Genomic DNA, 25750 nt, shown 5'->3' with positions numbered 1-25750 from the left:
AAGCTTGCCTTGCTGGGTACGCCGCCGCCGGCGTCGTGCCCGGGCGGAAATCCGGTTCGGGAGGCTGGAGTGAGTTCTAGATGATCGGTATCGCCGCGCTGATCGCCGGCATCGTGCTGGGCCTGGTATTTCATCCCAGCGTTCCAGAGGTGGTTCAGCCCTATCTGCCGATCGCCGTGGTGGCGGCATTGGACGCCGTGTTCGGTGGGCTGCGCGCCTACCTGGAGCGGATCTTCGACGCGAAGGTGTTCGTCGTGTCGTTCGTGTTCAACGTCCTGGTCGCGGCGCTGATCGTCTACCTCGGCGACCAGTTGGGGGTCGGCACCCAGCTGTCCACCGCGATCATCGTGGTGCTGGGCATCCGCATCTTCGGCAACGCCGCGGCACTGCGACGACGGCTGTTCGGGGCCTGACGCGGTGGCCGGTGATCCGGTGCCGCACGGTCGGCACGAACTACCCGACACCGCTGACGGCGCGCCGTCGCGACGCGGCTTCGGGGATATTCGCGGGCGCCGTTCCAGCCCGCTGTTCGGCGTACTGGCGATGTTGCTGTGCCTGCTGCTAGGGGTTGCGATTGTCACCCAGGTCCGCCAGAACGACTCCACCGACGCCCTGGAGACGGCCCGGCCCGCCGACCTGCTGGTGCTGCTGGACTCGCTGCGACAGCGCGAAGCCGCGCTCAACACCGAGATCGCTGAGCTGCAGCAGACGCTCAACGCCCTGCAGGAGTCCGGCAGCAGCGATCAGGCCGCCATCGAGACCGCCCAGGCCCGGCTCTCCGCCCTGGCGATCATGATCGGTACGGTCGGCGCCGTCGGGCCCGGGGTGGTGGTCACCGTCGACGATCCGGCGCGCGGCGTGGCGCCGGAGACCATGCTGGATGTGATCAACGAACTGCGGGCCGCCGGCGCCGAGGCGATGGAGGTCCGTGACGGAACCAAAGCGGTGCGCATCGGGGTGGACTCCTGGGTCGCCGGAACGCCGGGAGCGCTGGACTTCGACGGGATCGCCTTGGTGCCACCGTATTCCGTACTGGCGATCGGCGATCCGCCTACCTTGGCGGCCGCGATGAACATTCCCGGTGGGGCCGTCGACAGCGTCAAACGGCTCGGTGGCGCCATGGCGGTGCAGCAGGCCGACCACGTCGAGGTGACCGTGTTGCGGCAACCGAAACCACGCCAATACGCTCAGCCAGTCAAGTGAACCCGACAGCGCAAGGAGCACGATCACCGTGAGCTCGGAAAGCAATGTTCCGTCCGACCTGTATTACACCGCCGAGCACGAGTGGGTGCAGCGCACCGGAACCGACACCGTCCGGGTGGGCATCACCGACTTCGCGCAGGCGGCGCTGGGCGACGTGGTCTTCGTGCAACTGCCCGAGGTGGGCGCCGACGTGACCGCGGGGGAGAGCTTCGGCGAGGTGGAGTCGACCAAGTCGGTCTCGGACCTGTTCGGGCCGATCTCGGCGAAAGTGGTTGCCGTCAACGCGGACCTGGACGCCAGCCCGCAGCTGGTGAATTCAGATCCGTACGGCGCCGGCTGGTTGGTCGATCTTCAGGCCGCGGACGGCTTGGATGAGACCCTCGCGGGGCTGCTGACGCCCGACGCGTACCGCGCGACGCTGGCCGAATGAGTATTGCTAGCCTCCCTGCCGGGACGCGCCGGATATCGCGGCGGGTATTCCGTGACACGATCCCGCGGTGCGGGGCACATTATCGACCGCTGCGCGGTACGGTCGACTCAACAATCGTGGGTCCGGTGCCATGGATATCCGGCGGGTGCGACCAGGTAACACGACAGTGGCCAGTGAGGAGCAGCGGGTGACGGAGAAGGACCCAGGAAATGGGCAGGACCAGGCAGGCGACGAGGTCACGGTGGAAACCACATCGGTCTTCCGCGCCGACTTCCTGAGCGAACTCGACGCTCCCGCACAGGCGGGCGGTGAGAGCCTGACCTCGGGTGTCGAGGGGCTGCCCGCGGGTTCGGCGCTGCTGGTCGTCAAGCGCGGCCCCAACGCCGGGTCGCGTTTCCTGCTGGACCAACCGGTCACCGCCGCCGGCCGGCACCCCGACAGCGACATCTTTCTCGACGACGTCACGGTCAGCCGCCGTCACGCCGAGTTCCGGCTGGAAGGCAACGAGTTTCAGGTCGTCGACGTCGGCAGCCTCAACGGCACCTACGTCAACCGGGAGCCGGTCGATTCGGCGGTCCTGGTCAACGGCGACGAGGTACAGGTGGGCAAGTTCCGGCTGGTATTCCTGACCGGCCCGAAGACGGCTGAGACCGAGGCCGGGCCGGGGAGCTAAGTGAGCGCGCCTGACAGCCCCGAACCGGCCGGGATGTCGATCGGAGCGGTACTGGATCTGCTTCGGCCGGAGTTTCCGGATGTCACGATCTCCAAGATTCGGTTTCTGGAGGCCGAGGGGCTGGTGACGCCGCAGCGCTCGGCGTCGGGCTACCGCCGGTTCAGCGCCTACGACTGCGCGCGCCTGCGGTTCGTGCTGACCGCGCAACGCGACCAGTACCTGCCGCTGAAAGTGATCAAGGCCAGGCTGGACGCCGAGCCGGACGGGGCGCTGCCGCTGGCCGAGTCGCCGTATTCGGTGCCGCGGCTGGTGTCGGCCGGCGACGTCGCCCACAGCGACACGGCGCTGCCCGTACCGCCCCGGCGGGTCAGGCTGAGCCGGGAGGACCTGCTGGAGCGCTCGGGGGCCGATGACATCCTGCTGACGGCACTGGTCAGAACGGGGGTCATCACGGCCGGGCCGGGCGGATTCTTCGACGAGCACGCGGTCGTCATCGCGCAGTGCGCCCGCGGACTGGCCGACTACGGTGTCGAGCCGCGGCACCTGCGGGCGTTCCGCTCAGCCGCCGACCGGCAGTCCGATCTGATCGCGCAGATCGCCGGGCCGCTGGTCAAGGGCGGCAAGGCCGGCGCGCGCGACCGCGCCGACGACTTGGCGCGCGAGGTCGCCGCGCTGGCGATCGCGCTGCACACCGCGCTGCTCAAGTCGGCGGTACACGACGTTCTGCACGGCTGAGGACTAGACTTCGCGTCGGCGGCTTGTTGTGCGACATGCGGTTGCCGGACCGGGGGTTTCGCAGCGAGTCGGACTGGGACACAGCGACTTGGGTAACAAGCAATTGCGGAGGGCTGACTGGAGATGGGTGAAGTACGCGTGGTCGGCATTCGCGTCGAGCAACCGCAGAACCAGCCGGTGTTGTTGCTGCGCGAGGCCGACGGCGACCGATACCTCCCGATCTGGATCGGGCAGGCCGAAGCCGCCGCCATCGCCCTGGAGCAGCAGGGTGTGGAGCCGGCCCGGCCGTTGACTCACGACTTGATCCGCGACCTGATCGCTGCGCTGGGGCACTCGCTCAAGGAGGTCCGGATCGTCGACCTGCAGGAGGGTACGTTCTACGCCGACCTGATATTCGACCGTGACATCACGGTCTCGGCGCGTCCGTCGGACTCGGTGGCTATCGCGCTGCGGGTGGGGGTGCCGATCTACGTCGAGGAGGCGGTGCTGGCCGAAGCGGGCCTGCTGATCCCCGACGAGACCGACGATGAGCCCTCCGGCGCGGTGCGCGAAGACGAGGTGGAGAAGTTCAAGGAGTTCCTCGATAGCGTGTCGCCCGACGATTTCAAAGCAACCTGACCCGGCGCGGCGGCCTCAGCCCCGTCACAGATCCGTCTCATCTGCGAGCGGTCCGACGACACGCCCATCGGCAAAGCAGGATGCGGAAATCACGGCCCCATACTTGAGCCACGGCGGGAACTGCACGGTGGCTCGTCGGACAGCGTATGCTCACGACCAACTCGGGCAAGAGCAAACGCGGCCACCGGCCAGCCAGTGGCAACGAGCGCGATCGGCGAGAGGAAGCATCGTGGGCGAGCAACCGGGGCAGGAACAGCTGGACTTCGCGGGTCCCTCCGAATCGGGTTCGGATGGCGAAGTCGCAGCGACCGCTTCCGGCGTCGGCGAACCGGTGCAGGCCGGGCTGTTCCCCGATGACTCCGTCCCCGACGAACTGGTCGGCTACCGCGGGCCCAGCGCCTGCCAGATCGCCGGCATCACCTACCGCCAGTTGGACTACTGGGCCCGCACCTCGCTGGTGGTGCCGTCTATTCGCGGCGCGGCCGGCTCCGGCAGTCAGCGGCTGTACTCGTTCAAAGACATCCTGGTGCTCAAGATCGTCAAGCGGTTGCTCGACACCGGCATCTCGCTGCACAACATCCGGGTCGCCGTCGACCATCTGCGGGAGCGCGGGGTACGGGACCTGGCCAACATCACGCTGTTCTCCGACGGCACCACCGTCTATGAGTGCACGTCGGCCGAGGAGGTCGTCGACCTGCTGCAGGGCGGCCAGGGCGTGTTCGGGATCGCGGTGTCGGGCGCGATGCGGGAGCTGACCGGCGTCATCGCCGATTTCCCCGGCGAACGCGCCGACGGTGGCGAGTCGATCGCCGCGCCGGAGGATGAACTGGCCAGCCGCCGCAAGTTCCGCGACCGCAAGACCGGTTAACCCGCGAGCAGCTATCGGGGGGGCTGCGCCCCACCGTGGGGGATGAAAATTAGTGGGTCCGTTTCGCCTGGTGGGGTGGTTGCGCTGCAGGTCGGTGGGGGTGACGCTTAAGGGGTGTTTCGGTTGACCCCGTTGCGTCTGTGTTGCTGGTGAGCACGCCGAGCAGCTTGGGACTGAAGGGCACCCCGTGCTTGTGCGGGGGCCGTGGATTGTTGCCTGTGAGCACGCGAGTGAGACTCCTGTTTTTTTTCGCTCTTCCCGGAACACGTTGATTGCCAACAATTCTCCGGTGAAGGAGTTGATCAGCCATGGAAGTGATTCATTCGCGGTGCGCCGGCCTTGATGTCTCTAAGAAAGACGCCAAGGCCTGCATCCGTGTCCAAGGCCGGGGCCGGCGTGGCACGTCGACGACGGTGAGTACCTGGGGTTCGACCACCAGTGAGATCTTGGCGTTGCGTGAGCGTCTGATCGCCGAGCAGGTCAGCTGTGTGGTGATCGAATCCACGTCAGTTTATTGGAAGCCGTTCTACTACCTGCTCGAAGACGGGCTGGAGGTGATTTTGGTCAACGCCAAGTCGGTGCGTAACGTGCCCGGCCGCAAGACCGATGTCTCCGACGCGATGTGGCTGGCCGATCTGGGCGCGCACGGGCTGGTGCGGGCGTCGTTCGTGCCACCGGAGCCGATTCGGGTACTGCGGGATCTGACCCGCACGCGCACGGTCATTACCCGCGCTCGTACCAAGGAGATCCAGCGACTGGAGAAGCTGCTCGAAGACTCCGGGATCAAACTGTCGGCGGTGGCCTCCAACATTGTCGGGGTCTCCGGGCGGGCGATGCTCGAAGCGCTCATCGCCGGTCAACGCGACCCGGCAGTGTTGGCCGATCTGGCCAGACAACGGCTGCGGGACAAGATCCCCACCCTCACCGAGGCGCTGCACGGCCGGTTCAGCGATCACCACGCGTTCATGGCCCGGCTGTACCTGGATCGCATCGACGCCCACAGCGCTGGCATTGACCGCCTCGATGAACGCATCGAGGAGGTGGTCAAGCCCTTTCAGTACGCCCGGGAGTTGCTGATGAGCATCCCCGGTTTTTCGCGGATCGTCGCCGATGTGTTCATCGCCGAAACCGGCGCGGACATGAGCGTGTTCCCCACCGCCGGACACCTGGCATCGTGGGCCGGTGTGGTTCCGGGCTGCAACGAATCAGCGGGTCGGGTCAAATCGACTACCACCCGGCCCGGTAACCGTCACCTCAAGGCCGCCCTGGGCGTGGCAGCCCTGTCGGCGGCCCGCAGTAAAAACACCTATTACAGTGCCCGCTACCGCCGCATCGCCGGCAGGCGACGATCACCACAAAAACGCAGGAACGCTGACCGCACCAGCGGTTCACCATCCGGCATGATCGCCCTGGTAGCCATCGAGCACAAGATGCTCACCGACGCCTACAACATGCTGCTCAACGGTGCTTTCTACCACGACCCCGGCCTCGACTACTACACCCGACACCAGCCCGCGAAGACTAAAGCCAAAGCCATCAAACAGCTCGAATCCCTCGGCTACAGCGTGACCCTGGAACCCCTCACCGACATCGCCTAACATCCGGGGGCAGCAACTCACCTGCTGGGGGTCACCTCATTTTCGAGTGAGTCCCCCGCAAGCGGGAGGTGCCCCCAGCGAAAGCCCCCATTTTGGGCGTGAAATGGGGGCTTTCGCGTCTGTTCGCCGGTGGTCGGGGCGCCGAGTAGACTGGGCCGCGCATCAGCGCCGCGCGGGAGAGTCTCGGGACAGCCAGTCTCGGGCGCCGAAGGAGCAATACCTCCCCGTCAACCTCTCAGGCACCAGGACCGCGCACGCATCGATGCCTCTGGAAAGCGGTGCTGCCCGTTTCGGGTCCACCCGCCCATGGGGAAAGGCGCCCGTGCCGGCGCCGAATCTCTCAGGCGCCCGGGACGGGCAGACGACAGAGGGGGAGGGACACCAGTCGTCTATCGCCGAGGGGGTCTACGTGGCTGAGCACACCGAATTCCGTTTTGTCGACCGGCACATCGGCCCGGACGAGGCCGCCATTGCCACGATGCTGGACACCATCGGGGTCGGCTCGCTGGACGAACTGGCCGCCAAGGCGGTGCCCGCCGGCATCCTCGACCCGCTCGGCCCCGACGGTGTCGCGCCCGGGCTGGAAGCCTTGCTGCCGGCCGCCGGCGAGATGCAGGCGCTGGCCGAACTGCGCGAACTGGCCGACGCCAGCACGGTCGCGGTGTCGATGATCGGGCAGGGCTACTACGACACGGTCACCCCGCCGGTGCTGCTGCGCAACATCATGCAGAACCCCGCCTGGTACACCGCCTACACGCCGTATCAGCCCGAGATCAGCCAGGGCCGGCTGGAGGCGCTGCTGAACTTCCAGACCATGATCGCCGACCTGACCGGCTGCGAGATCGCCAATTCATCGATGCTCGACGAGGGCACCGCGGCAGCCGAGGCGATGACGCTGATGCAGCGCGCGGTGCGGGGAAAGGCCAACCGGCTGGTGGTCGACACCGACCTGTTCACCCAGACCGCGGCGGTGCTGGCAACCCGTGCCGAACCGCTGGGCATCGAGGTCGTCACCGCCGACCTGCGGAATGGGTTGCCCGAGGGCGACTTCTTCGGCGTGATCACCCAGCTGCCGGGGGCATCTGGCCGGGTCACGGACTGGTCGGAGGTGATCGAGGCTGCCCATGAACGCGGTGCGATGGTGGCGGTCGGGGCAGACCTGCTGGCACTGACCCTGGTCACGCCGCCCGGCGATATCGGCGCCGACGTGGCGTTCGGCAGCGCCCAGCGATTCGGGGTGCCGATGGGCTTCGGCGGGCCCCACGCCGGTTACCTGGCGGTTCACAGCAAGCACGCCCGGCAACTGCCGGGGCGGCTGGTCGGGGTCTCGGTGGACGCGGACGGCTCGCCGGCCTACCGACTCGCGCTACAAACCCGCGAGCAGCACATCCGCCGGGACAAGGCGACATCGAACATCTGCACCGCCCAGGTGCTGTTGGCGGTAATGGCCGCGATGTATGCCAGCTATCACGGCGCCGAGGGCCTGACCGCCATCGCACGGCGGGTGCACGGCCAGGCCGAGAAGATCGCCGCCGCGCTCGGTGACGCGCTGGTGCACGACCGCTACTTCGACACCGTGCTGGCCCGCGTTCCCGGCCGCGCCGACGAGGTCATCGCGGCGGCTAAGGCGGCCGGCATCAACCTGTGGCGCGTCGACGCCGACCACGTCGCGGTGGCCTGCGATGAGACCACCACCGACGACCACGTGACCGCGGTGCTGGCGGCATTCGGGCTCGCCGCGGCCGCACCCGCCGCCGCCCCGATCGCCACCCGTACCTCGGAATTCCTGACGCACCCGGCATTTCGGCAATACCGGACCGAAACCGCCATGATGCGATATCTGCGCGCGCTGTCGGACAAGGACATCGCACTGGACCGCAGCATGATTCCGCTGGGTTCGTGCACCATGAAGCTCAACGCCGCCGCGGAGATGGAGTCGATCAGCTGGCCGGAATTCGCTCGCCAGCACCCCTTCGCACCGCCCGCCGATGCCGCCGGGCTGCGCCGGCTCATCGCCCAGTTGGAGGCCTGGCTGGCCGGGATCACCGGGTACGATGCGGTTTCGCTGCAACCCAACGCCGGCTCGCAGGGCGAGTACGCGGGTCTACTGGCGATCCACGCCTACCACGCCAGCCGTGGCGACTTACAGCGTGACGTCTGCCTGATCCCGTCCAGCGCGCACGGCACCAACGCCGCGTCGGCAGCGCTGGCCGGGATGCGGGTGGTGGTGGTCGCCTGCCGGGAGAACGGCGATGTCGACCTCGACGATCTGCGTGCCAAGGTCGACGAGCACGCCACGACGCTGTCGGCGCTGATGATCACCTACCCCTCCACCCACGGGGTCTACGAGCACGACATCGCCGAGATCTGCGCCGCGGTGCACGACGCGGGCGGGCAGGTCTACGTCGACGGCGCCAATCTCAACGCGCTGGTCGGCCTGGCTCGCCCCGGGCGCTTCGGCGGCGACGTCAGCCACCTGAACCTGCACAAGACGTTCTGCATTCCGCACGGCGGCGGTGGCCCCGGCGTCGGGCCGGTGGCGGTGCGTTCGCACCTGGCCGCCTTCCTGCCCGGACACCCGTTGGCCGATGAACTGCCCGGCGGCGCGCCGGTCTCGGCGGCTCCCTACGGTTCGGCTTCGATCCTGCCGATCACCTGGGCCTACATCCGGATGATGGGTGCGCAGGGCCTGCGATCGGCGTCGCTGACCGCGATCGCGTCGGCGAATTACATCGCCCGCCGCCTCGATGAGTACTTCCCGGTGCTCTACACCGGGGAGAACGGCATGGTCGCCCACGAATGCATCCTGGATCTGCGCGCGATCACCAAAGCGACCGGCGTGACTGTCGACGATGTCGCAAAACGATTGGCCGACTACGGGTTCCATGCTCCGACCATGAGTTTCCCGGTGGCCGGCACGCTGATGGTGGAGCCCACCGAGAGTGAGAGCCTGGCCGAGGTGGACGCGTTCTGCGAGGCGATGATCGCCATCCGCGGCGAGATCGACCGGGTCGGCGCCGGCGAGTGGACCGCTGAGGACAATCCGTTGCGCGGCGCCCCGCACACCGCCGAATGCCTGGTGGTCGACAAATGGGAGCACCCCTACACCCGGGAGCAGGCCGCCTATCCGCTGGGACGTGACTTCCGACCGAAGGTGTGGCCGCCGGTGCGCCGGATCGACGGCGCCTTCGGCGACCGCAACCTGGTCTGCTCGTGCCCTCCGGTGGAAGCCTTCGCCTGACCGCGCGGCCGCAGTTACGGACCTTACGCCGTGTTTGTGAACTGAAGCGCCGGAATAAGGTCGCGAAGTGTATCGATAGCGGCCGAAGTGTTATATGCGTGGATGATAAATAATCAGGAAACTCTCATCTAAGCCCGAAATGAGGATTACGCTGATCTCACCTGGATGGTGATGTGAATCACAGAAGGAGAGATCATGCAGCAGCTCGCGCTTCGTCCCTACCTCACCGCCGGCATCGCCGTGGCCGGTGCCGGCATCATCGCGATTGCGCCGGTCAGCCCCGTTTCACCGGCCTTGCCGGCAGCCGGCGCGCAGTTCCACGCGGTACAGCTGACCGATGCCTGGTCGGACCTCTTCACCCACACCACGGCCAACCTGAACAACATCAGCGAGAACGCCGACTGGTCGGCCATCACCGCCGTCTTCGGCAAGCTGTTCACCGACCCGTTCGGCGTGATCTCCGCGTTCACCAGCATCACGCCGACCGTCACCACCGATATCTCGGAGCTGCCGGCGTCGGTCTCGGTACAGCTGCCGCCCGGGCTGGAACTGGCGATCGCCAGTATGGGCGCGCAGGCGCTGGCCTCCCAAGCGATCAGCAACGCCGCGGCCGATATGGCCAACGGCGACTTCTCCACCCTGCTCACCGCGCCGGCCAGCATCGCCGATGCCTACCTCAACGGCGCACAGAACGTCAGCCTGCTCGGGGGCATCATCAACATCCCGGTGCTCAACGGCATTCTGGCCCCCGAGCAGAACTTCGAAGCCGACCTCAACCTGACCAAGCTGCTGGACCTGCTCGGGTTGGGCAATCTCGACCTGGGCAACCTGGACCTGAGCGGTCTGGTGGGCGACATCACCTTGGGCAACCTGCTCAGTGAGTTGGGGATCAGCGACGACGGCCTGGGCGACCTGCTCCAGGGCAGTGGCATCACCAACCTGGGCGGGATGCTGGGCTTCCTCGGCCTGGGCGACCTCGGACTGGGCAGCTTGAGCCTGACCGGCATCCTGAGCGGCCTGGGCCTGGACACCAACGTCAGCCTCAACGACCTGAGCCTCGATGACGTGCTGAACGTATTCGGTATCAACGGTGAGGTCAGCCTGGGTCTGGGCGACCTGCTGGGCAATCTCGGCTTCGGCGGCCTGCTCGACTCGCACCTGGGCGACATGCTATCGAACCTTGGCCTACTCGGGCCTGTCGCCGATGTGCTCGCGGAGCTTCTCAAGCCGGTTCTCGGACTGCTGAATCCGCTGCTGCAACCGGTGCTGGACGTCTTGACCGGCGGCGGCCTCGAGGAAGCGCTGAACACCATCACCCTCGGGGATCTGCTGGGCGGTCAGACCATCACCGAGTCCGTCAGCTCCCTGCTCGGGGCATTCGGCGTCTCGCTGTCGCCCGACGACCTGAGCATCGGCGGAATCCTGGAAGGCCTCGGTTTCGCCCCCTCGACCGGCGAGCTGACGCTCAGCGGCCTGCTCGGCGGCCTGGGCCTCGGCGGCCTCGACATCACCGGGCTGCTCAACGGCCTGGATCTGGGCGACCTGATCGGGGGTCTGGGGCTGTCGGATCTGGAGCTGAACCTCGGCGACCTGATCGGCGACTTGACCGGCTTGAACCTGGGCGAGCTGCTCGACGACCTGGGTCTGGGCAACCTGGACTTGGCGGACATCAGCGTCGGGTCGTTCGGTGGGATGGTCACCCTGCTGGTGGACGTCATCCCGCAGCAGATCCTCGACATGCTGGGTGCCTAGCGGCGGTCAGCCCAACAGGGTGTTCAGCGTGCCGGCCAGTTCCGGAGTGTTCGCCCCGCGCAGGTTCTGGTACGTGCCACCGGACAGCTGGGCCACCGCCTGCCAGACCGCCCGGTCGGCGTCACCGAAGTCGATGACGTTGACGGCGACCGGGCGCTCAGGGTCGGTGTTCGCCCGGATGAAGTCCTGCAGTCCGGGGCCGTCCAGGGTGCGGTCGGTATGCGGTCCCGCGGTGATGACCAGTACCGAGTTGGTCTGTCCGGGGTGGTAATTGGCCAACACCTGGTTGTAGACCAGGCGCAGCGTGGTGAATGACACCGCGCCGCCCGATGTCGAACTGAGCGCATCGAGTTCCCTGGTCAGCGTCTCCGCCCGGGTTCCGCCGTTCACCGGCTCATCCAGCGGGCCGGACGTGAGCACGCTGTGGCCCTCCACACCGTCGAAGGTCCACAGGCCCACGACGGAGCTCGGCGGCAGCGCCTTGATCCGTTGATCCAGGGCCGCGACCACATGGGCCAGCCGGGTTTTGCCGCCCTCGTCGGTCGTCATGGACTCGTCGAGCATGATCGTCACCGCCGAAGCGCCCGGCAGCGTGGTGAGCGCATTGGCGAGCGTGGCCCGCATCGCGTCGTCGCCGACCGACAAGGTGTCCGGCAGCGCCGGGAATCCGGTCACGTCGCTGCTCGGCGGTGCGACGCCTTCGACGCGGAATCCGGCCTTGGCCAGATCCGCGAGCTGATCCGGCTTGCGGGCGAACCGCGCGAATTCGCTGGCGGCACTGACCTGTTCCTGCGAGAGCCACGAGCCGGCGAGCAGCACGGTGGGGTAATCGGCGACCGGCGCCGGCCCGGGCGGCAACCAGGAACCGAGTGTGCTCGCCGGGTCCGACAGCGATTGCCCGCGGGTGAACAGTTGCTGCTCGGTGGTCACCACCGCGTGCACCGGCGCAGCCGCCGAATCACCTTGGCGCAGCAGTACGTTCATCGCCTCGGCAAGCGAGTTGTCGGCGAGGTGGGGCTGTGCGCCGGCCAGTCGGTGGACCGCCCCGGTCCCGTCGGTGGCGGGGGCGCCCTTCGGGGCGGCGCCGGATGCCACCGCCTCACCGGCCAGGAAAGCGGCATCGCCGTTGCCGCCGATCGGCAGCGCCAGTCGGAGTTGCCCCCAGCCGGCGAGGCCGAGTCGGCCCAGACCGTCGGGGTCGGTCTGCAGGTCCGGTAGGTTCGCCCAGTTCTGGTGCTGCAGGGCGGATTCGAGCTGGGGCCGGACCGCCAGCAGGACCGGAGAGGTGACCAGCGAACGACTGTCGCTGACGGTTTCCTGGCCGGCCGAGGCCTGCAGGCGGGCCGCCGAGATCGAACTGCCCGGAATCCACAGCGCCGGGCGCTGGCCGAGCTGTGCCGGCCAGTCGCCGATGAAACCGCTGACCACGGCGTCGGAATCCACCGGCTTGACCTGCACCGACACGCAGCGGTCACCCACCGGCTTGGCGGTCTTGTTGAATCGGTCGGCGAAACCCTGCACGTGGTCGGCGATCGAGGGGTCCGCCACCACGGCGACCGTCAGATCGCCGTGGGCGCAGTTGCCGGCGGCGATGGCCGAGCGCTGCGACAGCGAGTTGCCGAAGAAGCGCCACAGGATCACGGTGCCCACCAGGACGATCACGGCAATCAGTGCGGCGATCACACCGACACTGACGCCGCGGCGGCCCGCATCGTTGCGATGCCGTCGCCACCGCTCCAGCTCGCGGCGACCGCGGCGCGGTTGGTCCCGCTCGGCCTCCCGGTCCGGGTAGGACCCGCTCGGCAAGGCCCCGGGCGCGCCGAAAGGTCCGGTACGGTACCGGGTTTCTTCCTCGCTACGGCTACCGCTGCCGCGCCGCATGTACTGGGCCGGGTCCGCGTCGTAGCCCGCATCGCCGCCGATCGGCTCGTCGTAGAAGGCGTCCTGATAGTCATCGACGTACTCGTCGTCGTCCGGGTCGCCGAAGCCGAACGGATCGGGCGCCGCGGCGTCCCAGTCCTGGTCGGGGTCGAGCGGCTCGTCGTCGAAATCGTCGGGGCCGGGGAAACTGTGCCTACCCACGGTGGCTGCGTCCTCTCCGCCTGGTCAGCTCTCCGGCCACGGTCAATTCCACTCGAATCCGCGTAGCCGCTCAGCGGCCGGCGCGGGCTTTGAACTCGCGTCGGCGCCGGTGCAGGATCGGCTCGGTGTAGCCGTTGGGCTGAGTCGTTCCGGACAGGATCAGCTCACGGGCGGCCGCAAACGCGATGCTGTCGTCGAAATCCGGAGCCATCGGCAGGTAAGTCGGATCGCCTGCGTTCTGCCGGTCCACGGCCGGGGCCATCCGCTCCAGGCTGGACTGCACGTCGTCAGCGGTGATCACCCCGTGCCGCAGCCAGTTCGCCAGCAGCTGCGATGAGATCCGCAGCGTCGCACGGTCTTCCATCAGTGCCACATCGTGGATGTCGGGAACCTTCGAGCAGCCCACGCCCTGCGAGATCCAGCGAACGACGTAGCCGAGGATCGACTGGCAGTTGTTGTCGACCTCCTCGCGGATCTCGTCGGGGGCCCAGGCCAGCCCCTCGGAGAGCGGGATGGTCAGCAGCTGATCGATTGTGGCGCGGCGTTTTCCAGCCAACTCCCGCTGCACCTCGAACACGTCCACCTGGTGGTAGTGCATCGCGTGCAGGGTGGCGGCGGTCGGCGACGGCACCCAGGCGGTGCTGGCGCCGGCGCGCGGGTGCCCGATCTTCTGCTCGACCATGTCGGCCATCAGGTCGGTCATCGCCCACATGCCCTTGCCGATCTGGGCGTGGCCGGTCAATCCGGTGGCCAGGCCCGCGTCGACGTTGTTGTCCTCGTAGGCCAGGATCCACGGCTGCGACTTCATGGTGGCCTTGCGCACCATCGGCCCGGCCTCCATCGAGGTGTGGATCTCGTCGCCGGTGCGGTCCAGGAAGCCGGTGTTGATGAACACCACCCGGTCGACGGCCGCCTTGATACAGGCCCGCAGGTTGACGGTGGTGCGGCGCTCCTCGTCCATGATGCCGATCTTGAGGGTCGCCTGCGGCAGGCCGAGGACGTCTTCGACCCGGCTGAACAATTCGGCGGTGAACGCCACCTCGTCGGGTCCGTGCATCTTCGGTTTGACGATGTAGATCGACCCCGTGCGGCTGTTGAGCAGCGGGCCGTTGTCGTCGGAGGCAGTCAACCCGTGCACGGCGATCAGCCCGGTGAACAGCGCGTCCTGGATGCCCTCGAACACCTCGCGGCTGTCAGTGCCCTCGGCGCCGTCCGTCCCCTCGGCGCCGAAGACGATGGCGTCGTTGGTCATCAGATGACCCACGTTGCGGACGAACATCAGGCTGCGGCCCGGCAGGGTAAGGGTTCCGCCGTCGGGAGCGCTGAACTCGCGGTCGCCGGACAGTGTCCGGGTGAACGTCTTGCCGTCCTTGCTGACCTCTTCGGCCAGATCCCCGCGATTGAGCCCCAGCCAGTTGCGGTAGCCGAGCACCTTGTCCTCGGCGTCGACCGCGGCAACCGAGTCCTCGAAGTCCATGATCGTGGTGACCGCCGACTCGAGCACCACGTCCTTGATGCCGGCGGCATCGGTCGCTCCGATCGGCGAGTTCGGGTCGATCAGGATCTCGATGTGCAGCCCGTGGTGGATCAACAGCACCGATGACGGTGCCTCGGCGTCCCCGAGGTAGCCGACGAACTCCGCCGGCGCGGCCACGGTGGTCTCCAGACCGTCGGCCAGTGTGATCACCAGCCGGGCGTCGTCCACCGCGAAGCTCTTGACCTCGGCCCAGGCGCCGTTGGCCAGCGGCACGGACTCGTCGAGGAACTTGCGGGCATAGGCGATCACCTTGTCGCCGCGCACCGGGTTGTAGCCGCTGTTCGCTCCCGCGGGTGTCTTCGTTGCGCCGTCGTCCTCACTGATCACGTCGGTGCCGTACAGCGCGTCATACAACGAGCCCCAGCGGGCGTTGGCGGCGTTGAGCGCGAACCGGGCGTTGAGCACCGGCACCACCAGCTGCGGACCGGCCTGCACGGCGATCTCGTCGTCGACGTCGGCGGTGGTGACGGTGAAGTCGTCCGGCTCGGGCAGCAGGTAGCCGATCTCGGTGAGGAAGGCCCGGTAGGCCTCGGTGTCCACCGGCTCGATGACCCGGTGCCGGTGCCACTTGTCGATCTGTGCCTGCAGCTCGTCACGACGCGCCAGCAGCTCCTGGTTCTTCGGCGTCAGATCGGTGACGACCTTGTCCACGCCCGCCCAGAAGCTGTCCGGGTCCAGACCGGTCCCCGGCAGCGCCTCCTCGGTGATGAAGTCGTAGAGCACACGCGCCACCCGCAGACCGCCAACCGGCACCCGATCCGTCATGGTTTCCTCCCTCATAGCCAATCCACCACCTTACCGGCCGACAGCACCGCTATCCGCATCCGGCGATTGCCGACAACCGCACGCACCGTTCGAGCAGAGCGGCGCGCAACGGCGCGGCCCGCTGCGAGATCTCGGTCTGGCAACGGACGTATTCTGCACGGCCGAGCGGGTTTTCGATGCAAATCGGCTCATACCCGTAGCCGCTCAGGTCATACGGGCTGGCTTGCATGTCGATCTCACGCGCGGCGGCGGCCAATTGCAGGCAGTCCAGCAGCAACTCCGACTCGATCAACGGCCCCAACTTGTAGCACCACTTGTAGAGGTCCATGTTGGCGTGCAGGCAACCAGGCTGCTCCCACTCGGTTTGGGTGGCCCGCCGGGGCGTCCCGTCGTTGCGTGGCGCCGCCGCCGGGGTGAAGAACCGGAATGCGTCGAAATGCGTGCAACGCAACGGTATTGACTCGACAACCCGTTCCACCTCGGGTGTGCTGAGCCGCAGCGGAACGTGACCGTGCCGGACGGTTTCCGCTGCCGGACTGCGATACACCATCGCCCACTCGTGCAGCCCGAAACAATTCAGCCGGGCCGGGCGGGCGGCGGTGGCCCGCAACAGCCGTGCGACGAACGTCACGGTGTCGGCCCGCTCACGCAGGAAGTCCTCGCCGACACCGACCCGCCCGTCCGTGACGGTATATCCCCGGCGGCCGCGGTACTCGCGCAGCGCCGCCGCACCGGCCAAGGCAACGCCGAAGCCGGGGTGCCAGCCGCGCAGCTGTCGGGGACGCAGGCGGTAGTAGCTGAACAGGAACTTCGGCACCGGGTCACCGGCGGCGACCCGGCGCAACAGCGGCGCCAGGAAGGTGTCCAGGCGCAGCCGGTAGGCCTGCGCCCGCGCCTGCCAGTGCTCGGTTTCCAGAGCCGATTCGGCCAGGTCAAACATGATGCGTTCCGTCACGGACGGTTCCCACGACATCCTGGACGAGGTCCTCGAGGGCCACCATGGCCACCACGGCGCCGTCGGTGGCGACCACGAGTGCCAGATGGCTGTTGGTCCGCCGCAGCCGCGTCAACGCGTCGGCCAGCGGCAGCGACGCGGGAACGCGGGGCAGCGGTCGTACCACGCCGATATCGACTACGGCGGCTGCGCCGTCGCCGCCGGCGGCCGCCGCGGAGCTCTCACTGAGCGGCAGAACGTCCTTGATGTGCAGGTAGCCGACGTATTGGCCCTGGTCGACGACGGGGAACCGGGAATAGCCGGTCTGAGCGAGCGCCTTGTCGACGGCCGCCACGGTGGGGCCGCGCCCGGGCGCTGCGGCCGGGACGGCGCGGATGTCGCCGACCGGCAGCGCCACGTCGGCGACGGTCCGGTTGCGGATCTGCAGGGCGCGGGTCAACCGGGTGTACTCCTCGAGGTCGAGTAGACCTGCCGAAACCGATTCGGCGATCATCTCGCTGAGCTCGACGGTGGACACCGTGATCTCCAGCTCGTCTTTCGGCTGCACCCGCACGGCGCGCAGCGTGACGTTGGCGCACCAGTTGTAGAAGACGATGAACGGCCGGGCGGCCGCCATGTAGATCAGGTACGGCGGGATGAGCAGCATCGCCGCTGTCTCCGGGCCTGCCAGGGCGATGTTTTTGGGAACCATCTCGCCGAACAGCACATGCAACGTCACCACGATCGTCAACGCGACGATGAACGCCACGGTGTGCAGCAGCGCGTCGGGGATACCCACCAGCCGGAACACCGGCTCGAGCAGGTCAGCGACGGCGGGCTCACCGATTCGACCGAGCAGAATCGAGCACACCGTGACGCCCAGTTGCGCCCCGGCCAGCATCAGCGACAGCTGCTCGCCGGCCCGGATCACCGTGACCGCGCTCTGCCTGCCCTGTTCGGCCAGCGCCTCGAGCCGGTCGCGTCGCGCCGATATCAGCGAGAACTCGGCGCCGACGAAGAAGGCGTTCGCCGCGACCAGCAGCACGGTCAACACGACGTTGAACAGGTCAGTCATCGCCGGCCCCCAGTTGGGTGAGCACCAGCAGGTCGATGCGGCGTCCGTCCATCCGGACCACCCGGGCCAGCCAGCGCGGCGGGATCGCGGACAGCTGGTCGGGATCGAACGCGGTCAGTTCGACGGTCTCGCCCGCCGCCGGAATGTGGCCGAGCTCTTGGAGCACCAGCCCGCCGATGGTCTCGTAGGAGCCCTCCGGGGCGCGGTAGCCGGTGGCCTTGGCGACCTCGTCGATGCGCAGCAGCCCCGACACCTGCCAGCCGCCGCCGGCCGCCACCACGTCCGGCGTGGCGTCGTCGTGCTCGTCGCGGACGTCGCCGACGATCTCCTCGATCAGATCCTCCATCGTGACCATTCCCGCGGTGCCGCCGTATTCGTCGACGACCAGGGCAACCTGAAGGCCGTCGGTCCGAACCTGCTCCATCACCGCGTCGCCGTCGAGGGTGGAGGGCACCACCGCCGCGGGCTCGGCGACGGTGGTGACCGGGGTGGTCGCCCGATCGGCGGCCGCCACCGCGAACACCTGTTTGACGTGGACGATGCCGACGGGGGCGTCCAGATCACCGGCCACCACCGGAAACCGGGAGAAGCCGGTGTCGATGGCCGCGGCGGCCAGGTCGGCGACGGTGTCGCCGGCCTGCAGGCTGACGATCTTCGAACGCGGCGTCATCAGCTCCGCGGCGGTCAGGGCGCCGAACCGCAGTGAGCCCTCGACCAGCGTGGCGGTACTGGGATCCAGCGCGCCGCTGCGCGCCGAGTTGCGCACCAGCGAAGCCAGCTCGCGCGGGGACCGGGCCGAGGTCAACCGGTCGGCGGGCTCGATGCCGAGCCGCTTGAGAATCAGGTTCGCCGTCCCGTTGGTCGCCTTGATCGCGAGGGTGAACAGCCGGGAGAACATCAGCTGCGGCCCGGCCGCTGCCCGGGCGGTCTGCAGTGGGCGCGCCACGGCGAGATTCTTGGGCACCAGTTCGCCGAAGACCATCGACAGCGAGGTGGCGATCACCAGGGCCAGGGCCAGCGCCACCCCGGCGGCGGCCGCTTCGGACAGGCCGAGAGCGGCAAGCGGGGGGCGCAGCCACCGGGCGAGCACCGGCTCGGCCAGATACCCGGTGGCCAGCGTGGTGATCGAGATACCCAACTGGGCGCCGGAGAGCTGGAAGGACAACGTGCGGTGCGCTTCTCGGATATAGGTGTCGCGACGGCCGCCGCGGCGGGCGTTGGCCTCCACCGCGCTGCGTTCCAGGGTGGTCAGGGAGAACTCGGCGGCGACGAATATCGCGGTGCCCAGCGTGAGGACCACGAACGCCAGCACGCTGCCCAGGGTCAAGGCGATGGTCATGAGCGTCTACTGGGTCGCCGCCGGTGGTCTCACCAGCCGAACGGTAGCGGATGGCCCTCGGCGAAGCCCGCGGCCGACTGCACCCCGAGCACCGCGCGTTCATGCAGCTCGGCCAGGTCCGACGCGCCGACATAGGTGCAGGTGCTGCGAAGGCCGGAGGTGATGTGGTCCAGCAGATCCTCGACTCCGCCGCGATCCGGGTCCAGCATCATCCTCGACGTCGAAATACCTTCCTGGAAGAGTGCTTTGCGGGCGCGGTCGAACGCGCTGTCGCCGGCCGTGCGCGCGGCCACCGCCCGCTTGGACGCCATGCCGTAGCTTTCCTTGTACGGCTTGTCGTCGCGGTCGAACATCAGGTCGCCGGGCGATTCATAGGTACCGGCGAACCACGAGCCGATCATCACGTTCGACGCCCCGGCGGCAAGGGCCAGCGCCACGTCGCGGGGATGACGCACCCCGCCGTCGGCCCAGACGTGGGCGCCGAGATCGTGCGCTGCGGCCGCACACTCCAGTACGGCCGAGAACTGCGGCCGGCCCACCCCGGTCATCATCCGGGTGGTGCACATCGCGCCGGGGCCGACGCCGACCTTGACGATGTCCGCCCCGGCGCCGATCAGGTCCCGGGTGCCCGCCGCGGACACCACGTTGCCGGCGACCAGCGGAACGCCCGGCGTCAGCGCGGCCACCGAGCGGATCGCCTGCATCGCCTTCTCCTGATGCCCGTGCGCGGTGTCGATGACCAGCACATCCACCCCGGCCGCCAACAATGCGGCGGCCCGGGCCGTCACCTCGCCGGTAATGCCGACCGCCGCGCCGATCCGCAGCCGGCCGGCCGCATCGGTGGCGGGGGTGTAGATGCCGGCCCGGATCGAACCGGTGCGGGTCAGGACGCCGGCCAGCGTGCCGTCGGAGTTGGTCAGCACCGCGACCGGGACCGGCGCATGCTCCAGCAGGTCGAAGACCTTGCGGGGCTCGGTGCCGATCGGAACGCTGAGCAGGTCGGACATCGCGACGTCACGAACCCGGCTGAAGCGGTCCACCCCTTCGCAGCACGCCCTGGTCACCAGGCCGGTCGGCCGACCGTCGACGGTGACCACGGCCGCGCCGTGGGCACGTTTGGGGATCAGCGCCATCGCGGCGGAGACCGAGTCGTCGGGGGAGAGCACGACGGGGGTGTCGGCCACCAGGTCGCGACTTTTCACGAACGCCACGGTCTGGCTTACAGCGTCTATCGGCAGGTCCTGGGGCAGCACCACGATGCCGCCGCGCCGGGACACCGTCTCGGCCATTCGCCGGCCCGCCACGGCCGTCATGTTGGCGACCACCACCGGGATGGTGGCACCCGAACCGTCGCGCGTGGACAGATCCACGTCGAGGCGGGACGCGACGGCCGAGCGGTTGGGGACGATGAAGACATCGTCGTAGGTCAGGTCGTAGCCCGGGTCGTATCCGCCGGCGAATCTCATCCGGTGCCCGACATCGGGCCGTTGGGTTCCGACGAGCCCATCAATTTCCTCCACTGGTTCTGGGCCGGGTTCGGGCGGGCGTCGGACGCCGGCCCGGCCGGGCCGGGGGCACCGTTTTCGGCCCGGCAGCCACGCTACCGGCCGCGCGTCGGCGGAACCACTCGTTTATCAACGGCCCGCGGATGAAAAATTGATCTTCCTCACAGTCACTTCGTCAGGTAAGCTCATCTCGTCGTTTAGGGGAACAGAGATGACAGTTAGCTGCGAGCGGCGGGGTATGGCCATTCGGACCCCGATTGCGACCTCTGTTGACCCGCGGCTCGCCCGGCCGGGCCGCGGCGCCGACCGCGGCAGCCGGATCGATGCACCGGCGGCGTGGCGGGGCTGTCACCTCGAAAGCTACCTGGAGCGCAAACTGCACCGGCAGTGGCGCAATCGCGGATCCTAACCGCCGGCGGTGAATTGACGGCTGTTCGCGACATCAATCGCCGTGTGCACATTGGTTGCCTTGTAGCGCAAGGTGAATCGGATAGCCTGGTCGCTGCCGTCAGGTAGCAGGTCCGGCGTCGAGCGGTGCGGGCCCAGGGGCGCCGTCCCACGGTCCGCCCGATGCGGGCGAACATCGCCGACGGATGGTGCGGGCGAGCGCTGCAGGCTGGCACGGCAGCTCGGTGCCGGTGCTTTCCAGGAAGCTCCGGACGGGCCGGTCACTGCCGGGCGGCGCGGCATTGACCGCACTTGTCTGGCAGTTAGCTGGCAAGAAGTCAATAGCGCAGACCAAACCTTAGAGCAAAATAAGCTCCGGGATATTCAAACGGCAACTACGCCAGCCGACCCGGACGATACTTCGCACCCAAAAGAGGTACGCACCATGCAGGTTAGCCCGCTCTTGTCCGTCACGGCCGGCGCCGCCGTGGCCGGCGGAATCGCCGCCGCCCCGGTCGCTGCACCACCGGCGACATCGACCGCAGCCAATCTCGACGTTCAACTCACCGCGCAAGATGTCGTCATCGATTTCGTGCGGCATGCGCAGATGACGCCGCCGTACGATCTGCTGCTCACCCCCTCGCCGGATCATCCGGGTGCTCCGCTCAGCGACCTCGGCCACGAGCAGGCGAACGACGTCGGGCAGCAGCTGTTCGACCAGCTCGGTCCGGTCGCCGGCATCTTCTCCGGGCAGGGCCTTCGGGTGCAGGAGACCGCGGTGCCGTTCGCCGATCTGGAGGGCGCCGGCGGCACCCCCGCCGGCGTCCAGCTACTGCCGGGGCTCGACGAGGTGGACAGTGGCGTCTATGCGCTCGATCCGATTGAGAGCCTCGGCGGCCGGCTGGCTTTCTTGACCGTGGGCGCCTGGACGTTCGGAGCGCCGCTGGGGTTGGCACTGCTGCAGGGGCCGGGCTCGCACGACGTCAACGGGATTGTGCTCGACGATCGATTCGGCGACGCGGTCCAGACGATGTACGACCATGCGCTGGGCAGCGGGGTGGTCAGCGCCAACGGCCAACTGACCGATGTGGCCTTCAGCAGCACCGCGTCCATCTTCGCCTGGGTGATGCAGAACGTCGACAACCCCGATCTGCCGTTCTTCCTGAACCTGCTCCACGAGTCACACAGTGTCGCGAACGGCCAGACGACCATCTTCCTGCCCAACGCCGCCATCGTCGAAGTCGAGGGCAACCCCACCGACGGCTGGACCCTGGTCAGCTGGGACGGACATGCCGTCCCGCAAGATCCTGACCTGCTCACCGCGCTCTTCGTCGACGTGCGGGACGTGATACTGCCGCTCCAAGCGGCGTACTGGGAGGTGCACCAGGCCATTCTCGGCTCGGACCCCGAGGCGATCATGACCGCGATCCAGACCGGTTTCGAGCATGTCACCTCGGCGTTGAGCCAGTTCCCCGGCGCGGTCTTCAGCGACATCGCCGACGCCCTCGGAAATCTCGGCTAGGAGGTGGCTGTCATGCAGGCGCTCTCGATCGGTCCGGTAGCCGCAGCTGTCGCCCTCGTCGGCGCGGGCGTCATTGCCGTCACACCGCCGGTGCACGCCGATCTCGCAGCCCCCGCGGTCACTCTCACCAGCGGGGAAGCCCAAGACATCGTCATCGACATCGTCCGGCACGGCCAGCGGATGCCACCGTTCAACGACGTCATCACCCCGTCGCCTGATCATCCGGGCCCGCCGCTCAGCGATCTCGGGATGCAGCAGGCCCAGGACGTGGCCGAGAAACTGCACCAGGAACTCGGTGACCACGTCGCCGGCATCTTCTCCGGGCAGGCCATCAGGGACATCGACACCGCCGCGCCGTTCGCCGCGCTGCAGAACATGACGACGCAGATCCTGCCCGGACTCAACGAGATCGACAGCGGGATCTATGCCGGCCAGCCGATCGCGAGCCTGTCGGGCTTCCTGTACCAATTCACCCCGATGCTCTGGACGTTGTTCGGATTGGTGCTGATGCCGATCCCGGGTTCGGTCGAGGACCCCAACGGGGTGGTGATGGACCAGAAGTTCACCGAGGCCGTGGCGGCGATGTACAGCGCCGCGATGGCCAACCCGGTCGAAAGCGACAACGGCGACATCACCGCCGTGGCGTTCAACAACGAGGCCGACATCGCCGCCTGGGTGGCGCTCAACGTCAAGAACCCCGACATCTCGCTGCTGCTGCCGTTGACGTTGCAGACGATGTTCGCCAACGACGACGGATCCCCGCTGCTGCCCAACACCGGCATCGTGCAGATCGAGGGCAACCCCACCGACGGCTGGACACTGGTCAGCTGGAACGGAATCCCCGTACCGGAGGACCCGGGACTGCTGACCAGGCTGATCATGGACGTCCGCGACCTGATCACCACACCGCAGGTCGCGGCCTGGAACCTCCACCAGGCACTGCTCGGTGGCGACGCGACCACGATCGGCGAGGCCTTCCAGACCGGCCTGCACGATGTCAGCTCGGTGTTCCTGGGATTCCCGCAAGCCGTCTTCGACGACATCACCGATGCGGTGGCGAATCTCGGCAGCGCCGCCGGTGGGGCTGCGGACGACACCGGCTCGGCGCTCGCCGACCTGCTTGCGCTGATCTGAGACACGGCACGCACAATGACCGCGATGACGAACACGACATGGCCCGACAGCGTGCGGCGCTGGCAGGACGGCGGGCGCTGGGTGTCGAGCACCGCCGGCCGGGTATTCGTACGGTCGGACGCCGGCGACGGGCCCACCGTGCTGTTGCTGCACGGCTTTCCGTCCTGCTCCTACGATTTCGTATCGGTCGTCGACCGACTGGCCGGCCGATCCTGGCTGACGATGGATTTCCTCGGGTTCGGGCTCTCGGACAAGCCGAACCCGCACCGCTACAGCCTGTTCGAGCAGGCCGACCTGGTGGAGCAGGTGGTGGCATCGAGCGCATCGGGTCCGGTGGTGTTGGCCGCCCACGACATGGGCACCTCAGTGGCCACCGAACTGCTGGCCCGCGACATGGCAGGCACGCTGAGTTTCGACCTACGCCGTGCGGCGCTGTCCAACGGCAGCGTGATCCTGGAGCGGGCTAGCCTGCGCCCCATCCAGAAGGTGCTGCGCGGCCCGTTCGGCGGGCTGGCCGCCCGGCTGACGAACCGACGCAGTTTCGCCCGCGGCTTCGGCCGGCTGTTCAGCGCCGATCATCCGCTGGCCGCCGAGGAGGCGGCCGCGCAGTGGGCCCTGCTGACCCACAACGGGGGCAATCGGATCGCCCACCTGCTCTCGGCCTACCTCGATGAACGGGTGCGCCACGCGCAACGCTGGCACGGCGCGGTGCGCGACTGGCCCAAGCCGCTGGGGTTCGTCTGGGCGCTCGATGATCCGGTGGCGACCACCAATGTGCTCGACGGGCTGCGGGAGCTGCGCCCGGCCGCCGATGTCATCGAGCTACCCGGGCTGGGCCATTACCCGCAGATCGAAGACCCGCAGGCCTACACCGACGCCGTGCTGCGGCTGTTGGGTTAAACCGGCACTTCGCTGCGGTCGCCGCTCCACAGCGTGTGGTACTTGCCCTCGGCGTCCACCCGGCCGTAGCTGTGGGCGCCGAAGTAGTCGCGCTGCGCCTGGGTCAGCGCGGCCGGCAGTCGCTCGGTGCGCAGCCCGTCGTAGTAGGCCAGCGCGGAGGAGAAACCGGGGGACGGAATCCCCAGGGCGACAGCCATTGTCACCACCCGGCGCCAGCTGTCGATGGCGGCCTCCACGGCACTGCGGAAGTACGGTGCGGCCAGCAGGCTCACCAGATCCGGGTCGGTGTCGAAGGCCTCTTTGATCCGGTTGAGGAACTTCGCCCGGATGATGCAGCCGCCACGCCAGATCGTCGCCAGGTCGCCGGGGGTGACGTTCCAGCCGTGCTCGGCGCTGCCGGCCTGAATCTGGTTGAACCCCTGCGCATAAGCGACGATCTTCGAGGCGTACAGCGCGCGGCGGACGTCCTCGGTGAACCGGGCCGCGTCCGAAGGACGGTCGCCGAGTGCCCCGGCGGCCAGGCCCGCCGCGGCGCGACGCTGCGGGACCGAACCCGACAGCGCCCGGGCGAACACCGCCTCGGCGATCCCGGTGACCGGAACCCCCAGGTCCAAGGCGGACTTCACCGTCCAGCGGCCGGTGCCCTTCTGCTCGGCTTCGTCGACGATGACGTCGACCAGTGGCTTGCCGGTCTTGGCATCGACCTGGCGCAGCACCTCGGCGGTGATCTCGACCAGGTAGCTGTCCAGCTCACCGGCGTTCCACTCGGTGAACACCTCGGCGATCTGCGGCGCGGTCAGCGCCAGGCCGTCGCGTAGCAACTGGTATGCCTCGCCGATCAGCTGCATGTCGGAGTACTCGATGCCGTTGTGCACCATCTTGACGAAGTGCCCGGCGCCGTCCGGCCCGATGTGGGTGCAGCACGGCACCCCGTCGACGTGCGCGGAGATCTCCTCGAGCAGCGGTCCCAGCGAGGTGTAGGACTCCTTCGGGCCGCCCGGCATGATCGACGGCCCGTTCAGCGCACCCTCCTCCCCGCCGGAGATCCCGGCCCCGACGAAGTGCAGCCCGCGGGCGGCCATCGCCTTCTCCCGGCGGATGGTGTCGGTGTAGAGCGCGTTGCCGCCGTCGATGATGATGTCGCCGGGCTCCATGGCGTCGGCGAGTTCATTGATGACGGCGTCGGTCGGGTCACCCGCCTTGACCATGATCAGCACGCGGCGTGGCTTCTCAAGGGCGGCAAGGAATTCCGGAATCGATTCGGTGCGAACGAACTTTCCCTCCGAGCCGTGTGCGCTCAGCAGGGCGTCGGTCTTGGCGATCGACCGGTTGTGCAGCGCCACCGTGTAGCCGTGGCGGGCGAAGTTGCGCGCGATGTTGGATCCCATGACGGCCAGGCCGGTCACCCCGATCTGGGCGGTGCCGACAAGTTCCGACGCGCTCATACATTCG

The 25750-nt window shown here is 68.1% G+C and carries 20 protein-coding genes and 1 riboswitch; of the genes, 13 read left to right on the top strand and 7 right to left on the bottom strand.

What is annotated here, in order from left to right; all coding sequences use genetic code 11:
• Positions 1 to 80: 80 nt before the first annotated feature.
• From G6N19_RS20560 to G6N19_RS20515, 10 genes are all read left to right on the top strand, one after another.
• Positions 81 to 413: a small basic family protein gene (locus G6N19_RS20560; RefSeq protein ID WP_013828851.1), complete on the top strand. Its 333-nt coding sequence runs from the start codon at positions 81 to 83 to the stop codon at positions 411 to 413.
• A 4-nt stretch (positions 414 to 417) separates the two neighbouring features.
• Positions 418 to 1203 (top strand): DUF881 domain-containing protein, encoded by a 786-nt coding sequence (locus G6N19_RS20555; RefSeq protein ID WP_085975711.1) that lies wholly within the window; start codon positions 418 to 420, stop codon positions 1201 to 1203.
• A gap of 28 nt (positions 1204 to 1231) precedes the next feature.
• Positions 1232 to 1633: a glycine cleavage system protein GcvH gene (gene gcvH, locus G6N19_RS20550; protein WP_013828853.1), complete on the top strand. Its 402-nt coding sequence runs from the start codon at positions 1232 to 1234 to the stop codon at positions 1631 to 1633.
• Between the two features lie 187 nt (positions 1634 to 1820).
• Entirely contained in the window at positions 1821 to 2306 is a 486-nt protein-coding gene (garA, locus tag G6N19_RS20545; RefSeq protein WP_193374430.1) for a glycogen accumulation regulator GarA, read from the top strand.
• Positions 2307 to 3041, top strand: a complete 735-nt coding sequence (gene ftsR, locus G6N19_RS20540; RefSeq protein WP_013828855.1) for a transcriptional regulator FtsR — start codon at positions 2307 to 2309, stop codon at positions 3039 to 3041.
• Positions 3042 to 3164: 123 nt separating this feature from the next.
• Positions 3165 to 3659, top strand: coding sequence for a bifunctional nuclease family protein (locus G6N19_RS20535; RefSeq protein WP_013828856.1), 495 nt, complete (start codon positions 3165 to 3167; stop codon positions 3657 to 3659).
• A gap of 229 nt (positions 3660 to 3888) precedes the next feature.
• Positions 3889 to 4527, top strand: a complete 639-nt coding sequence (locus G6N19_RS20530) for a MerR family transcriptional regulator (protein ID WP_013828857.1) — start codon at positions 3889 to 3891, stop codon at positions 4525 to 4527.
• Between the two features lie 308 nt (positions 4528 to 4835).
• Positions 4836 to 6125, top strand: a complete 1290-nt coding sequence (locus tag G6N19_RS20525; RefSeq protein WP_193465524.1) for an IS110 family RNA-guided transposase — start codon at positions 4836 to 4838, stop codon at positions 6123 to 6125.
• A 163-nt stretch (positions 6126 to 6288) separates the two neighbouring features.
• Positions 6289 to 6386: riboswitch (glycine riboswitch) on the top strand.
• 148 nt (positions 6387 to 6534) lie between these two features.
• On the top strand, positions 6535 to 9366 hold the full coding sequence (gcvP, locus tag G6N19_RS20520) for an aminomethyl-transferring glycine dehydrogenase (RefSeq protein WP_193465523.1): 2832 nt from the start codon (positions 6535 to 6537) through the stop codon (positions 9364 to 9366).
• Positions 9367 to 9561: 195 nt separating this feature from the next.
• Complete coding sequence (locus tag G6N19_RS20515; RefSeq protein ID WP_013828859.1) at positions 9562 to 11118, top strand: hypothetical protein; 1557 nt, start codon at positions 9562 to 9564, stop codon at positions 11116 to 11118.
• Between the two features lie 6 nt (positions 11119 to 11124).
• Here G6N19_RS20515 and G6N19_RS20510 read toward each other — a convergent pair whose 3' ends face one another.
• From G6N19_RS20510 to G6N19_RS20485, 6 genes are all read right to left on the bottom strand, one after another.
• On the bottom strand, positions 11125 to 13200 hold the full coding sequence (locus G6N19_RS20510) for a substrate-binding domain-containing protein (protein WP_193465522.1): 2076 nt from the start codon (positions 13198 to 13200) through the stop codon (positions 11125 to 11127).
• A gap of 70 nt (positions 13201 to 13270) precedes the next feature.
• A complete protein-coding gene (locus G6N19_RS20505) occupies positions 13271 to 15502 on the bottom strand; it encodes a malate synthase G (protein WP_041317821.1) in 2232 nt (743 codons plus the stop codon).
• Positions 15503 to 15551: 49 nt separating this feature from the next.
• Positions 15552 to 16442, bottom strand: coding sequence for a hypothetical protein (locus tag G6N19_RS20500; protein ID WP_013828862.1), 891 nt, complete (start codon positions 16440 to 16442; stop codon positions 15552 to 15554).
• A complete protein-coding gene (locus tag G6N19_RS20495) occupies positions 16435 to 17511 on the bottom strand; it encodes a hemolysin family protein (RefSeq protein WP_013828863.1) in 1077 nt (358 codons plus the stop codon). Before G6N19_RS20495 ends, G6N19_RS20500 begins: the two co-directional genes overlap by 8 nt.
• Complete coding sequence (locus tag G6N19_RS20490) at positions 17504 to 18850, bottom strand: hemolysin family protein (RefSeq protein ID WP_013828864.1); 1347 nt, start codon at positions 18848 to 18850, stop codon at positions 17504 to 17506. Before G6N19_RS20490 ends, G6N19_RS20495 begins: the two co-directional genes overlap by 8 nt.
• Before the next feature lie 29 nt (positions 18851 to 18879).
• Positions 18880 to 20316, bottom strand: coding sequence for a GuaB1 family IMP dehydrogenase-related protein (locus G6N19_RS20485; protein ID WP_013828865.1), 1437 nt, complete (start codon positions 20314 to 20316; stop codon positions 18880 to 18882).
• A gap of 871 nt (positions 20317 to 21187) precedes the next feature.
• Here G6N19_RS20485 and G6N19_RS20480 point away from each other — a divergent pair.
• Genes G6N19_RS20480 through G6N19_RS20470 form a run of 3 tightly spaced genes read left to right on the top strand, consistent with a single transcriptional unit; the run spans position 21188 to position 24298 of the window.
• Positions 21188 to 22264, top strand: a complete 1077-nt coding sequence (locus tag G6N19_RS20480; protein ID WP_232062446.1) for a phosphoglycerate mutase family protein — start codon at positions 21188 to 21190, stop codon at positions 22262 to 22264.
• Between the two features lie 12 nt (positions 22265 to 22276).
• Positions 22277 to 23398: a histidine phosphatase family protein gene (locus G6N19_RS20475; RefSeq protein ID WP_193465521.1), complete on the top strand. Its 1122-nt coding sequence runs from the start codon at positions 22277 to 22279 to the stop codon at positions 23396 to 23398.
• Between the two features lie 15 nt (positions 23399 to 23413).
• Positions 23414 to 24298 (top strand): alpha/beta fold hydrolase, encoded by an 885-nt coding sequence (locus tag G6N19_RS20470; protein WP_013828870.1) that lies wholly within the window; start codon positions 23414 to 23416, stop codon positions 24296 to 24298.
• On the opposite strand, the gene gndA is transcribed toward G6N19_RS20470, so the two are convergent.
• Entirely contained in the window at positions 24295 to 25743 is a 1449-nt protein-coding gene (gene gndA / locus G6N19_RS20465) for an NADP-dependent phosphogluconate dehydrogenase (RefSeq protein WP_013828871.1), read from the bottom strand. The genes G6N19_RS20470 and gndA overlap by 4 nt on opposite strands.
• Positions 25744 to 25750 lie beyond the last annotated feature (7 nt).

The organism is Mycobacterium novum (genome assembly GCF_010726505.1).
GTDB lineage: Bacteria > Actinomycetota > Actinomycetes > Mycobacteriales > Mycobacteriaceae > Mycobacterium > Mycobacterium algericum.
The sequence above is the reverse complement of the archived record's forward strand: the minus strand, read 5'-3'. Positions and strand labels throughout refer to the sequence as shown.

What these genes read in the sequence shown, in the direction of transcription:
- G6N19_RS20560 (WP_013828851.1), top strand. Translation starts at nt 81, where the DNA reads ATGATCGGTATCGCCGCGCTGATCGCCGGCATCGTGCTGGGCCTGGTA.
- G6N19_RS20535 (WP_013828856.1), top strand. Translation starts at nt 3,165, where the DNA reads ATGGGTGAAGTACGCGTGGTCGGCATTCGCGTCGAGCAACCGCAGAAC.
- G6N19_RS20525 (WP_193465524.1), top strand. Translation starts at nt 4,836, where the DNA reads ATGGAAGTGATTCATTCGCGGTGCGCCGGCCTTGATGTCTCTAAGAAA.
- G6N19_RS20515 (WP_013828859.1), top strand. Translation starts at nt 9,562, where the DNA reads ATGCAGCAGCTCGCGCTTCGTCCCTACCTCACCGCCGGCATCGCCGTG.
- G6N19_RS20505 (WP_041317821.1), bottom strand. Translation starts at nt 15,502, where the DNA reads ATGACGGATCGGGTGCCGGTTGGCGGTCTGCGGGTGGCGCGTGTGCTC.
- G6N19_RS20500 (WP_013828862.1), bottom strand. Translation starts at nt 16,442, where the DNA reads ATGTTTGACCTGGCCGAATCGGCTCTGGAAACCGAGCACTGGCAGGCG.
- G6N19_RS20495 (WP_013828863.1), bottom strand. Translation starts at nt 17,511, where the DNA reads ATGACTGACCTGTTCAACGTCGTGTTGACCGTGCTGCTGGTCGCGGCG.
- G6N19_RS20490 (WP_013828864.1), bottom strand. Translation starts at nt 18,850, where the DNA reads ATGACCATCGCCTTGACCCTGGGCAGCGTGCTGGCGTTCGTGGTCCTC.
- G6N19_RS20485 (WP_013828865.1), bottom strand. Translation starts at nt 20,316, where the DNA reads ATGAGATTCGCCGGCGGATACGACCCGGGCTACGACCTGACCTACGAC.
- G6N19_RS20480 (WP_232062446.1), top strand. Translation starts at nt 21,188, where the DNA reads ATGCAGGTTAGCCCGCTCTTGTCCGTCACGGCCGGCGCCGCCGTGGCC.
- G6N19_RS20475 (WP_193465521.1), top strand. Translation starts at nt 22,277, where the DNA reads ATGCAGGCGCTCTCGATCGGTCCGGTAGCCGCAGCTGTCGCCCTCGTC.
- G6N19_RS20470 (WP_013828870.1), top strand. Translation starts at nt 23,414, where the DNA reads ATGACCGCGATGACGAACACGACATGGCCCGACAGCGTGCGGCGCTGG.
- gndA (WP_013828871.1), bottom strand. Translation starts at nt 25,743, where the DNA reads ATGAGCGCGTCGGAACTTGTCGGCACCGCCCAGATCGGGGTGACCGGC.